This window comes from Dongia sp., assembly GCF_041910485.1.
Taxonomy (GTDB): Bacteria; Pseudomonadota; Alphaproteobacteria; order Dongiales; family Dongiaceae; genus Dongia.
The window spans coordinates 48,944-60,232 of sequence record NZ_JAYRQR010000052.1 but is presented as its reverse complement, the minus strand read 5'-3'; the positions used below and the strand labels follow the sequence as shown (position 1 = coordinate 60,232).

General features: G+C 64.6%; 12 protein-coding genes. 9 read left to right on the top strand and 3 right to left on the bottom strand.

Features of this window, described 5'->3' with window-relative positions; genetic code table 11:
* Window positions 1-246: 246 nt before the first annotated feature.
* Window positions 247-855, top strand: coding sequence for a glutathione transferase GstA (gstA, locus tag ACE3PP_RS18080; protein ID WP_374384661.1), 609 nt, complete (start codon window positions 247-249; stop codon window positions 853-855).
* Window positions 856-931: 76 nt separating this feature from the next.
* Here the strand turns inward: gstA and ACE3PP_RS18075 are convergent, their stop codons facing one another.
* Window positions 932-1,639 (bottom strand): GNAT family N-acetyltransferase, encoded by a 708-nt coding sequence (locus tag ACE3PP_RS18075; RefSeq protein WP_374384660.1) that lies wholly within the window; start codon window positions 1,637-1,639, stop codon window positions 932-934.
* Window positions 1,640-1,797: 158 nt separating this feature from the next.
* On the opposite strand from ACE3PP_RS18075, the gene ACE3PP_RS18070 reads away from it, so the two are divergent.
* From ACE3PP_RS18070 to ACE3PP_RS18055, 4 genes are all read left to right on the top strand, one after another.
* The gene (locus tag ACE3PP_RS18070; RefSeq protein WP_374384659.1) at window positions 1,798-2,775 is read left to right on the top strand and encodes an HlyD family secretion protein; all 978 of its coding nucleotides are present in this window, start codon (window positions 1,798-1,800) and stop codon (window positions 2,773-2,775) included.
* 10 nt (window positions 2,776-2,785) lie between these two features.
* On the top strand, window positions 2,786-3,748 hold the full coding sequence (locus ACE3PP_RS18065; RefSeq protein ID WP_374384658.1) for an ABC transporter ATP-binding protein: 963 nt from the start codon (window positions 2,786-2,788) through the stop codon (window positions 3,746-3,748).
* Entirely contained in the window at window positions 3,748-4,881 is a 1,134-nt protein-coding gene (locus tag ACE3PP_RS18060) for an ABC transporter permease (protein WP_374384657.1), read from the top strand. Before ACE3PP_RS18065 ends, ACE3PP_RS18060 begins: the two co-directional genes overlap by 1 nt.
* A 118-nt stretch (window positions 4,882-4,999) precedes the next feature.
* Window positions 5,000-5,470, top strand: a complete 471-nt coding sequence (locus ACE3PP_RS18055; protein ID WP_374384656.1) for a hypothetical protein — start codon at window positions 5,000-5,002, stop codon at window positions 5,468-5,470.
* A gap of 21 nt (window positions 5,471-5,491) precedes the next feature.
* Here ACE3PP_RS18055 and ACE3PP_RS18050 read toward each other — a convergent pair whose 3' ends face one another.
* Window positions 5,492-6,508 (bottom strand): ABC transporter substrate-binding protein, encoded by a 1,017-nt coding sequence (locus ACE3PP_RS18050; RefSeq protein WP_374384655.1) that lies wholly within the window; start codon window positions 6,506-6,508, stop codon window positions 5,492-5,494.
* Window positions 6,509-6,605: 97 nt separating this feature from the next.
* Here ACE3PP_RS18050 and ACE3PP_RS18045 point away from each other — a divergent pair, with 97 nt between their 5' ends.
* From ACE3PP_RS18045 to ACE3PP_RS18030, 4 genes are all read left to right on the top strand, one after another.
* Window positions 6,606-7,649, top strand: a complete 1,044-nt coding sequence (locus tag ACE3PP_RS18045) for a proline racemase family protein (protein ID WP_374384654.1) — start codon at window positions 6,606-6,608, stop codon at window positions 7,647-7,649.
* Window positions 7,646-8,644, top strand: coding sequence for an NAD(P)H-dependent glycerol-3-phosphate dehydrogenase (locus ACE3PP_RS18040; protein ID WP_374384652.1), 999 nt, complete (start codon window positions 7,646-7,648; stop codon window positions 8,642-8,644). The genes ACE3PP_RS18045 and ACE3PP_RS18040 overlap by 4 nt, the downstream gene beginning before the upstream one ends.
* A gap of 22 nt (window positions 8,645-8,666) precedes the next feature.
* On the top strand, window positions 8,667-9,101 hold the full coding sequence (locus ACE3PP_RS18035) for a universal stress protein (protein WP_374384651.1): 435 nt from the start codon (window positions 8,667-8,669) through the stop codon (window positions 9,099-9,101).
* Between the two features lie 415 nt (window positions 9,102-9,516).
* Complete coding sequence (locus tag ACE3PP_RS18030) at window positions 9,517-10,134, top strand: GNAT family N-acetyltransferase (RefSeq protein WP_374384650.1); 618 nt, start codon at window positions 9,517-9,519, stop codon at window positions 10,132-10,134.
* A 9-nt stretch (window positions 10,135-10,143) separates the two neighbouring features.
* On the opposite strand, the gene ACE3PP_RS18025 is transcribed toward ACE3PP_RS18030, so the two are convergent.
* Window positions 10,144-11,286: a tetratricopeptide repeat-containing serine protease family protein gene (locus ACE3PP_RS18025; RefSeq protein ID WP_374384648.1), complete on the bottom strand. Its 1,143-nt coding sequence runs from the start codon at window positions 11,284-11,286 to the stop codon at window positions 10,144-10,146.
* Between the last annotated feature and the right edge of the window lie 3 nt (window positions 11,287-11,289).

Sequence of the window (11,289 nt, the reverse complement as noted above, 5' to 3'; positions counted from 1 at the left end):
TCGGCGCAACCTGCAGCAGCCGCGCCCAGGCCGATATGACGAAGGAGCAGATACCGCGATCATGGTCCGTCGGCGGGGCCGGCGGTGCTGGCATTATCCGGGCGCTGTTCATCGTCATAATATATGCATATGCATTGATCTTGACAATAGATGCAGCTGCATATATCTCTGCGCCGCGCCGGCTCCATCCCCCCCTCCATCTTTGCCCTTACGAAGGGCCGGCCCGCAAAATCAGGAGAAAACGCCATGAAGCTCTATTACTCACCGGGTGCCTGCTCGCTGTCGCCGCACATCACCGCCGCCGAGGCCGGGATCGATGTGACGCTGGTCAAGGTCGACACCAAGACCAAGAAGCTGGAAGACGGGTCCGATTTCCTGGCCATCAACCCCAAGGGCCAGGTGCCGACGCTGGTGCTCGACGATGGCGAAGTGGTGACCGAAGGACCGGTCATTGCCCAGATCCTGGCGGACCTCGCCCCGGCCAGCAACCTGGCCCCCGGCAACGGCACCAAGGCGCGTTACAAGCTGCAGGAATGGCTGAACTTCATCACCTCGGAAGTGCATAAGGGCTATAGCCCGCTGTTCAAGCCGACGACGCCCGAGGATTACAAGCCGATCGCCAAGCAGCAGTTGGCGGATCGCTATGCCTTCATCGACCAGAAGCTCGCCGGCAAGGACTATCTCCTCGGCGAGACCTTCACGGTGGCCGACGCCTATCTCTTCACCGTCAGCAACTGGGCGAAATATGTCGGCCTCGACCTCAGCCCCTACGCCAACGTGACGGCCTTCATGGGCCGCGTTGCCGCTCGGCCGAAGGTGCAGCAGGCCCTGAAGGCCGAAGGTTTGACGAAGTAGGAAACCGATTGCGGGAGCCCTCCCCCTTCGCGACAGGGGGAGGGCTTTCTATTGCCTGCCAATCAGCCGGTGCGCCTTAGCCGGCGCGCATCATCTCGGAGAGGCGGCAGCGCGGTCGACCGTTCCCGTCGAAATTCTCCGGCGCCAGCCAGGCTTCGAAGGCGGCGCGAATCCGCGGCCAGTCCTCGTCGATGATCGCATACCAGGCCGTGTCGCGGTTGCGGCCCTTGTACAAGGTGGCTTGGCGGAAGATTCCCTCAAAGGTGAATCCCAGCCGTTCGGCGGCGGCGCGGCTCGGTGCGTTGAGCGCGTCGCATTTCCATTCGTAGCGGCGATAGCCGAGCTCGTCGAAGACGCGCCTCATCAGCAGATACATGGCTTCGGTCGCGGCACTCGTGCGCTGCAGGACCGGCGCATAGTTGATATGGCCGACTTCGATCACACCGACGGCGACCTCGATGCGCAGATAGCTGGCGACGCCGACAGCGCGTCCCTGCGCCTTGTCGATGATGGCGTGAAACAGGGGATCTTCGGACTTTGCCATCTGCGCCACCCAACCGCGATAGGGGGCGGGATCCGGATAGGGACCATAGGGCAGATAGGTCCAGATGCGGCCTTCCTTGTCGGCGGCATTGGCGGCATGCAATTGGCCGGCATGGGCGTCGGCATCGAGCATCTCGATGCGGACGAAGCGGCCCTCGAGCGGTACGCGCGGCGGTTTGGGGCGTGCTGTCCACTGCGGTACCGGAAAGCCGATCGGCTGGCCCAATTCATTTGTCGTCACGCCGCTCTCCCCTAGCCGATTGCCACCCGATGCTCAGCGGCGGAGGCCGCCCCCGCGACTCTCGGCCGCGCCTTCCGCCTTGTCGGTGATGACCTTATAGTAACCCAGTTTCGGCATTCAAATCCTTCCCGCCGCCCGGATCGTCAGTGGAGATCGACATGCGTGGCTTGAGCCGCCTTCCTTATTTTGTCGGCGCCTTGCTGGCGTGCCAGCTCGCCGCTTGCGACAAGCAAGCGGACGAGCGCCTGCTGGGCTATGTCGAAGGCGATTACATTTACGCGGCCCTCCCCGAGAATGGCCGCATTGCCGATCTGCCGGTCCGGCGCGGCGACCGGGTTGAAGCGGGCGACCTGCTCTTTGCGCTGGACGCCACGGCAGCCACCGCCCGGCTCGACGGCGCCAAGGCGGATTTGGCCGAAGCCGAGCGGACCTTGGCCGATCTGCAGACGGGCGAACGGCCCGAGGAGCTGGCCATCATCGAGGCCCAGCTCGAATCGGCCCGCGCGTCGCTGATGCTGTCGGAGCCGCGCGTCAAGCGGCGCCGGGAACTGGTGAAGAACAATATCGTCGGCACCGAGGATCTCGACGCCGCCGAGGCATCGATCCTGGAAGATCGCGGCCGCATCGCGGAATATACGGCGCGCCTCGCCGCAGGCAGGCTGCCCGCACGAGCCGAGAAGATCGCGGCACAGGAGGCCGCCATCGCCGGCTTCCGCGATGCCGTCACCGAGGCGCAATGGTCGCTCGACGAGCGTCGCGCCGTGGCGCCGGTCGCCGGCAGCATCGAGGATCTCTATTACCGCCCCGGCGAGGAAGTCGGCGCCGGTCAGGCCGTGCTGCAATTGCTGGCGCCGGAGAACATCAAGCTGAAGCTCTATGTGCCCGAGCCGTCGATCAGCGGCTACAAGGTGGGCGAGACGCTGGCCGTGACCTGCGACGGCTGCCCCGCGAACCTCACCGCCAAAATCGATTTCATCGCCGCGCAGGCGGAATATACGCCGCCCGTCATCTACAGCGATACGAGCCGGGCGAAGCTGGTCTTCCTGGTGGAGGCGCGGCCGCAGCCGGTCGCCGACTTCCAATGGCATCCGGGTCAGCCGGTCGAGGCCCGCAAGACGGCCACGCCGGGTTCCTGAGCAATTGCCGATGGATTCCGTCATCGACGTCAGCGGACTGACCAAGAGTTTCGACGGCAAGCGTGTCGTCGACGATGTGGCGCTGCGCGTCGGCAAGGGGCAGATCTACGGCTTCCTCGGCCCCAATGGCAGCGGCAAGACCACAACATTGCGCATGCTGTGCGGATTGCTGACGCCCGATGCGGGCAGCGGCACCTGTCTTGGCTTCGATATCCTGCGCCAATCGGCCGAGATCAAGCGCCGGACCGGCTACATGACGCAGAAATTCAGCCTCTATGAAGATCTCACCATCCGCGAGAATCTGGATTTCGTCGCCCGCGTCTATGGCCTGGACCGAATCCGGACGCGTGTCGATGCGGCGCTCGACCGGCTGGGTCTCGCCACGCGCCAGCGCCAGCTCGCCGGGCAATTGTCGGGTGGCTGGAAGCAGCGGCTGGCGCTTGCCGCCTGCACGCTGCACGAGCCGGAATTGCTGCTGCTCGACGAACCCACCGCCGGTGTCGACCCCAAGGCGCGGCGCGATTTCTGGGACCAGATCCACGCCTTAGCCGGCGAAGGCCTCACCGTGCTGGTCTCGACCCACTATATGGACGAGGCTGAGCGCTGCCATGAAATCCTCTACATCGCCTATGGCCGGCTCATCGCCAAGGGCACCATCAGCGATGTGATCGCCACGCACAATCTGGCGACATGGTCGGTCTCGGGCCCCGGCCTCCATATCCTGTCGCGCGAATTGCAGGCCTTGCCTGGCGTCGACACGGTCGCGGCCTTCGGGACCGTGCTGCATGTCTGCGGGCGCGACGAAGCGACCCTTGAGCGCAGCATCGCGCCCTATCGCAACCGGCCGGATCTGATCTGGCAACGATCGAGCCCCAGCCTCGAAGACATCTTCATCCAGCTGATGAGCGGGCTCGACAATCATAACGGCGCGCCGACACCGTCGTTGCCCCCGGCACAGGGAGATGCGCACTGATGCGGCATTTTTCCTTCAGCCGGTTCCTGGCGATCCTGGCCAAGGAATTCATCCAGATGCGGCGCGACCGCCTGACCTTCGGCATGATGATGGGCGTGCCGCTGATGCAGCTGATGCTGTTCGGCTATGCCATCAACACCGACCCGAAGAATCTGCCCGCCGTCGCCGTGGTGGCGGAAAATTCGGTCTTTGCCCGTTCGCTGCTGCAGGCGATGCAGAATACCGGCTATATCCGCTTCGACGGCCCGCCGGTCGATGAAGCCACAGCCGATCTGATGCTGCGCGAAGGCGACGTGCAATTCGCCGTCCATATACCGCCAAACTTCGCCACTGATCTTGTGCGTGGCAAGAAGCCCGCCTTGCTGGTCGAAGCCGATGCGACGGATCCGGTTGCAACCGGCAACGCGCTCTCGGCACTGCAAGGCCTCGATACGTCGGCGCTCGTCCACGACCTCAAAGGGCCGCTTGCGGATATCGGCAAGGGGGGCGGTGCCTTCGAGGTACGGCTGCACAAGCGTTACAATGCGGAAGGGATCACGCAATACAATATCGTGCCGGGCCTCATGGGTGTCGTCCTCACCATGACGATGGTGATGATGACGTCGCTGGCCGTCACGCGCGAGCGGGAACGCGGCACGATGGAAAATCTGCTGGCGATGCCGGTGCAGCCCGCCGAAGTCATGCTGGGCAAGATGCTGCCCTACATCGCCGTGGGCTATGTGCAGGTCGCCATCATCGTCGTCGCGGCGCGTTATCTCTTTGCCGTGCCGCTCGCAGGATCGCTCACCCTTCTCAGCGTTGCCGCCATCGTCTTCATCGCCGCCAATCTCGCCGTCGGCTTCACTTTCTCGACATTGTCGACCAACCAGCTGCAGGCGATGCAGATGTCGACCTTCTTCTTCCTGCCTTCGCTGCTGCTCTCCGGCTTCATGTTCCCGTTCCGCGGCATGCCGCTATGGGCGCAGGTGATCGGCGAGGCGCTGCCGCTTACCCATTTCCTGCGGATCGTGCGCGGCATCCTCCTCAAAGGGAATGGCTGGATCGAAATCTGGCCGGACCTGTGGCCGATCGGCCTGTTCCTGCTGGCGGCCGCGATCCTGGCCCTCTTCCGCTATCGCCGCACCCTGGATTGACGTGCATTGCGAACGGTTCGCTACATCAAGAGGACCTGCCGCCGTGTGAACTCCGTCACTTGTTAACGGCGGCCGATCTGTTACCTAGATATCAAGATTGTTCCAGGAGGAGCAGAAGATGCGTACCATCAAGACCCGTCAGTCAAAGCGGACTTTGTCGAAAATTCGCCACGCGGTGACGACAACCATCCTAGTTGGCGCCGTGGCAATCGTTTCAGCCTGTGCGCAGACCCGGCCGGCACCGGCCGCTGGGCAGGACCCGCTGGTGATCAGCCAAGGCACCAACGCCGCGCTGCAGAAATATCTGGGCCTCATCTATCCCAACCAGCGCGGCGCCTTCGCCGTCAGTGCCGACGGGGCCAATTCCTATACCTATTACTGCCCGGAAATCTCCTGCACACCGACCCTTTTCGGCAGCTTCGCCGTCCGCCATTGCGAAAGCCTGAGCGGCCAGCCATGCTATCTTTTCTACGTCGCCCGGGACCCGCGCATGGCCTACTCGATTGCTACGAGCAGCGAAATCGCCGGGCGCCACGGCATCAAACGCGCCACGCCGCTCAGCGAATTGCCGGCCTTCGATCGGAACTGATGCTGGCCCGGAAAGCCAGCCCTATCGTGCCTGACGCAGGATGGAGCTGACGGCGCCGGACGGCGCCGCAGCCAGGATAGGGTCAGGCGCCCCTGTCATCATCAACAGAACGGAACGGTCGAAAGCGGCATCGTCGAGGGTGCCGATTTCGACATTTTCGGCCCCGACTGCTGCCGACACGGCTGCCAATGATTCAGCAAGCGCCTTGCCGTCGAGCCCAGCGGCATCCGGCAGGTCCTTGACGAGGCGCAAGGCCTGGCTGGGATCGTCGTGCAGACTCTGCCAGCCACGCGCAGCGGCTGCCAGGAATCGCTTGAAAAGATCGACCCGTGCCGGGTTGGCAAGATCGCTGCCCCGCGCATAGAGCCCGTCTTCCAAAACGCCCAAGCCGAGCTCCTGGTATTTGTAGATGATGAAATTGTTGGGCGCCTTGTCGCTTTCCGGCAGAACCAGTGGGGCGCGGTAGCTCGTGGTCGTCATGCAATCGACTTCGTTCTCGGTGAAGACCTCGGCATCAGTGCCTTGTCGGACGATGGTGACGCCACCGCCGGTCGCAAAGTAGGAAAGGCCAAGCTGCGCCAGCCAGGCATAGAAGGGGCTTTCCCAGCCATCGAACCAGACCCCGACATTGTGCCCGGCGAGCTTTCCCGGTTGGTCGATATTGCTGCGGCAGACCAGCATCAGGGTCGCCTGCTGGAAAATCTGCGCCACATGGACCGCATCGATGCCCTTGGCGCGCCGCGAGAGGGCAATCGGCATGATCTCGACGGCGAGGTCCGCCTGGCCCTCGCCCAGCGCATCGATCGGCGACTTGCCATAGCTTTGATGCGTGAAGGTGATGTCGATGCCGGCATCCGCGAAATAGCCGCGCTGCTGGGCGATGAGAAAGCCGGCGGCGCGGGTGGGCGGACCGTCGGGGAGCGCCACGCGGAGCGTCGCACGCCCGCTCTCGGCGCCGGCCGGCAAGGTCTGGGCGGCGATAAGCAGCGCCACCAACAGGACGGAGCGGCGGCAGGAGTTCATGAAAAATGACAGCATCGGCGGGGATACCCGGTCCACGGGAAGGCTTGATAAAGACGTCGCGGCAGATTACAGGCGGTGGGGTATTTGCGCAAACATGAGGGCTTGGCGGCGGATGCGTGCTGCAACGACAGAGTCGGACGATAGCGGTACCTTGCGCCCGGATGCAGGGACACGGATCGAGACGGTCGAGATGCATACCGGCGGTGAGCCGGTGCGGATCGTCACCAAGGGTTATCCGCCCATTCCCGGCCGCACCATTCTGGAGAAGCGCCGCCATGCGCGCGCGCATCTCGACGCCTATCGCCGCCTCATCATGTTCGAGCCGCGCGGCCATTTCGACATGTACGGCGTGCTGCCGGTCGAACCCGATATCGCCGGTGCCGACATGGCGGTCCTTTTCATCCACAATGAGGGCTACAGCACCATGTGCGGCCACGCGACCATCGCGCTCGGCCGCTATGCGCTCGACCAGGGCCTCATCAAGGCCGGGTCGGACGGCACGGCGCGCCTCAACCTGCAATGCCCCTGCGGGTTGGTCGAGGTCAGCGTCGCCGCCGACGGTGCCGCGCGCTTCCGCAGCGTGCCGGCCTTCGCCTTCGCCCTCGACCGCGAGATCGATCTTCCCGGCAAGGGACGCGTCAAGCTCGATATCGGCTATGGCGGTGCCTTTTATGCCTTCCTCAGCGCCAGCACGTTCGGGCTCGACGTGCGACGCTCGCGCACCAAGGATCTGGTGGCGGCGGCCAGCGCCGTGACCGAGGCCGTGAAGGCGCAAGTCCAGCTCCATCATCCCGACGATCCTGATCTTGCCTTCCTCTACGGCACGATCCTTACCGACGGCGGCGACGGCAACACATCGCCCACAGCAAATATCTGCGTCTTCGCCGCCGAAGAAGTGGACCGCAGCCCGACGGGGAGCGGCGTCACCGCGCGCCTTGCCTTGATGGCGGCGCGGGGCCAGGCGGCACCGGGTGAATGGCGCCGCTTCGAAAGCGTCACTGGCAGCCTGTTCGAAGGGCGCGTCGCCGAGACTCTGACCACCGGGGAATTTCCGGCGATCCGCGCCGAGGTGGCCGGGCGCGCCTTTTACACCGGCAGCAGCGTCTTCACGGTCGAGCCCGGCGATCCCTTGGGCGGCGGGTTTCTCCTCAAATGAACATCGACCGCATTTCCGTCATCGGCGCCGGTGCCTGGGGCACGGCCTTGGCCCTCATCGCCGCCCGTGCCGGGCGCAACACGCACCTCTTCGCCCGCCGACCGGAACTCGCGGCCGAGATTGCCGCCGCCCACGCCAATCCCGATTATCTGCCGGGCATCGGCCTGCCGGAATCGATCTCGGTTGGCGCCGATTTGCAGCAGGCGCTCGTGGCCGATGCGGTGCTCTATGCCCAGCCGGCGCAACATTTCCGCGCTTTCTGCGCCGCGGCCAGGCCGAATTGGCAGCACGGAACAGTCCTCGTCCTCTGTGCCAAGGGGATCGAGCAGAAGACCGGCCTGCTGCTTCATGAGATTGCCGCCGAGGCGCTGCCCGGCGTGGCGGTCACTGCTTTGTCCGGCCCCAGTTTCGCCGCCGACGCAGCCCGGTTCCTGCCCACCGCCGTCGCCATTGCCGGCAATGACGAGGCCCTGGTCGAGGCGCTGATGCTGGCCTTGAGCCACGGCGCCTTTCGCCCCTATGGCAGCAGCGATCTGACCGGTGTCGAGGTGGCCGGGGCGGTCAAGAACGTGCTGGCGATCGCCTGCGGCATGGTCATGGGGGCGGGGCTCGGGGACAATGCCAGGGCGGCGCTGATTACACGGGGCTTGGCCGAAGTATCGCGCCTGGCGCTTGCCAAGGGCGGCCGATCGGAGACGATGATGGGCCTCGCCGGTCTTGGTGACCTGATATTAACCTGTTCTTCGCCAAAGTCGCGGAATATGTCCCTAGGCCAGGAGCTGGGCCAGGGTAAAGGCTTGGCCGAGATCATGGCCGGCCGCCATAGTGTCGCCGAGGGCGTCACCACGGCGCCGGCGGTGACGACCCTGGCCGGCAAACTGGGCGTTGAAATGCCGATCGCCGAGGCGGTTAACCGGATTCTGCACCAAGGCAGCAATCTGGCGGCCGAGGTGGGAGGCCTGCTGTCGCGGCCGCTGAAGCGCGAGAGCCTGTAACCAAGGAGAGGGCGGCAATACGATGACCGTGACCATGGACAAGATCCTGTGCGCCACCGACGGGTCGCCGACATCGGCCAAGACCGTGGCCTTTGCCATCGAGCTTGCCCAGCGCCTGGCCCTGCCGCTCTCCTTCCTCACCGTCGTCAGCATCGAGGAGGGTGAGAAACCCACCATCTGGGACTCGGCAGCCCTCCTCGCCGGCAGCTTGCCGGTCGACAAATCGCTGCTCATCGGTGTCGAGCAGGCCTTGAAGGCCGGCTTGCGGCGGGTCGCCGCCGTGCGGGCACCGGGTTCCGAGATCGCCAAGACGATTGTCGATTACGCCGAAAAGAACTCCTACCACCATATCGTCATGGGGTCGGCCGGCCTCACCGGCGCCAAGCGTTTCTTGATCGGGTCGGTGGCATCCGACGTGGTCAACCTGGCGCACTGTCCCGTCACCGTCGTGCGGTGACAAGTCTGGTTCCCGTCACCGTCGTGCGGTGACAAGCCTCGCTCCTCTCACCGCCCGGCGCTGAGGTCCATGCGCGCCACCTGCCACCGGTGGCGTCGCGCGACAATTTTGCAACTCTCGCAAATGTCATCAGCCCGCCATGAATTTTCTATGGATTCAGGGGGCAAGGTGTCTTATGTAACCCAACACTTGCAACAGCCGATTGGCTATTCCATGTCCACCCTGTGTCTCCGACGACGATCGCTGACCACCGCCGGGCTTCGCTCCCAGCGGCTGGCGGTATCGGCTGCGCGAGAGGCATAGGATGCAAAAAGGGTGTCGGACGACACCCTGGAGATCCGAAGCGGAACGCGAGGGCCGATGCCAAGGCCCTGCCTTCACCTAAAAACCGCTTCTTTGACGAGGATCTCCTTTGATGACCGACCTCAACACCAAATCGCCGAAATTCACCATCAAGCCTGAACCTGCCGCGTTGACCGGAGAGGTCGAGCAGATGCTCGATTTCGTCTTCGGGCCGACGCGGTTCGACAAGGCTTCCTATCTGTTCCGAGAGGGTGTCCAGCCGGTGCCGGAACTCTCTTACGTGGCGACCATCGGCAATGAGGTCGTCGGCACCATCCGTTATTGGCCGATCCTGGTCGGCCCCTCGCGCCATCCCGCCTTGCTTCTGGGCCCGCTCGGCATCACGCCGCGCCTGGCCGGCAAGGGGATCGGCCGCACCCTCACCTTCCGCACGCTGGAACGCGCCGCCGAAATGGGCCACGACCTGGTGCTGCTGGTGGGCGATGTCGACTATTACAAGCGCTTCGGCTTCGTGCCGGCGACGCCGCACGGCTTCGTCATGCCGGGCGAGAAGCGGCCCGAACGGCTGCAGGTGGCGCCCTTGAAGCGCGGCATCCTGGGTGAGATCAGCGGCGAGATCCAGCACATCCACGGCCGCCAGGTCGCCGTGCCGGGGCTCGTCGAGACGCCGCTGCCGCCCATGCCGGCCGAGGCGCTTCAGACCGAGGCGCTTCAGGCCGAAGCCCGCTGAGACGCAGTCTTAACTACCGAAACATTCGACCAGGACGGTGATGGCGGCGGCATGGCGTTTCATGCCCGCCGCCGCATCGGCAACCGGCCCCTTGTCGGCGCGCCCATAGGCGATGTCATGTTCGTCGAGAAAGCCGCGCAGGATTTCGGCACGGATCGCCATGCCGTTGCGCGCGTTCTTCGGCGCGTCCTTCTTGACGATGCCGGTCACCGGCAGCTCCGCCGCGACGACGCCCACCACCAGCCCACTGCTGTCGAGAAGCGGACCACCGCTGTTGCCGGAGTGGATCTGGTTGGTGAGCAGCCAGTAATTGAGAACGTCATCGCCCTTGAGCTTGCGGTCGGCGAGGCGGCCGTCGGTCATGACGAAGGTCGGATCGTCATCGCCGAGGCCCGGATAGCCGCCCGTATAAAGCGCCATTTCCGGCGCGATCTCATTGCCGGAGGCAATAGCGACGGGTGTCCCGAGGGGAATGCTGGTCTTGATGACGGCAAGGTCCCGCGCTGCATCGCTGGCAAGGACGCGCGCCGGCAGCCCGGGCGACACGGCCATCTTCTTGCAGCCGGCCACCACATGCTCGTTGGTCACCACCAGATTGTCGCCGATGACGATACCCGAGCCTGATTTGGTGAAATCCGCATCGCGTCCCAAACTGTCATCGATGGCGATGGCGAATTCGGCCGCGTCCCACATGGCGTAAGGGTCCTCGACCCGCAAGCGCAACAGGGCCTCGCGCCCGGGCGCAAAATCCTTGAGTGCCGCCCGGCTGTACCAGGCCAGGGCCTGGTCGTTCTTGTGCTTGCCCTCGGCGAGGCGACCCATCGCCATCTGCGCCTGGACCTGCCCCTTGTTGGCGGCCTTGCGGTACCAATCCTCGGCCTTGCCCGCATCCTTGGGCTTGCCGATGCCCTTCTCCAGCACAATTCCGGCCAGATAGCTGGTCTGCGGGCTGTTGCCGGCAGCGGCGAGACAAGCGTCGGCCACCTTGGCCGCGTCCGCGCCGCTGTGCAGCTGGCCGTCGAGGCTGAGGCTCGACATGCACTGCGTTGCGTTGTCTGCCAATGCTGCGCCGGCGGAAAGGAGGTTCATGGCGGGGCCAAGGAAGATGAGTGCGACCAATTCCAGGGCACGCGGAAAGCGATATTCAGGCAAGCC

Excerpts from the sequence above, each read along its gene's own strand:
- gstA (WP_374384661.1), top strand. The coding sequence starts at position 247 with ATGAAGCTCTATTACTCACCGGGTGCCTGCTCGCTGTCGCCGCACATC.
- ACE3PP_RS18055 (WP_374384656.1), top strand. The coding sequence starts at position 5,000 with ATGCGTACCATCAAGACCCGTCAGTCAAAGCGGACTTTGTCGAAAATT.
- ACE3PP_RS18040 (WP_374384652.1), top strand. The coding sequence starts at position 7,646 with ATGAACATCGACCGCATTTCCGTCATCGGCGCCGGTGCCTGGGGCACG.
- ACE3PP_RS18065 (WP_374384658.1), top strand. The coding sequence starts at position 2,786 with ATGGATTCCGTCATCGACGTCAGCGGACTGACCAAGAGTTTCGACGGC.
- ACE3PP_RS18060 (WP_374384657.1), top strand. The coding sequence starts at position 3,748 with ATGCGGCATTTTTCCTTCAGCCGGTTCCTGGCGATCCTGGCCAAGGAA.
- ACE3PP_RS18070 (WP_374384659.1), top strand. The coding sequence starts at position 1,798 with ATGCGTGGCTTGAGCCGCCTTCCTTATTTTGTCGGCGCCTTGCTGGCG.
- ACE3PP_RS18030 (WP_374384650.1), top strand. The coding sequence starts at position 9,517 with ATGACCGACCTCAACACCAAATCGCCGAAATTCACCATCAAGCCTGAA.
- ACE3PP_RS18045 (WP_374384654.1), top strand. The coding sequence starts at position 6,606 with ATGCGTGCTGCAACGACAGAGTCGGACGATAGCGGTACCTTGCGCCCG.
- ACE3PP_RS18050 (WP_374384655.1), bottom strand. The coding sequence starts at position 6,508 with ATGCTGTCATTTTTCATGAACTCCTGCCGCCGCTCCGTCCTGTTGGTG.
- ACE3PP_RS18035 (WP_374384651.1), top strand. The coding sequence starts at position 8,667 with ATGACCGTGACCATGGACAAGATCCTGTGCGCCACCGACGGGTCGCCG.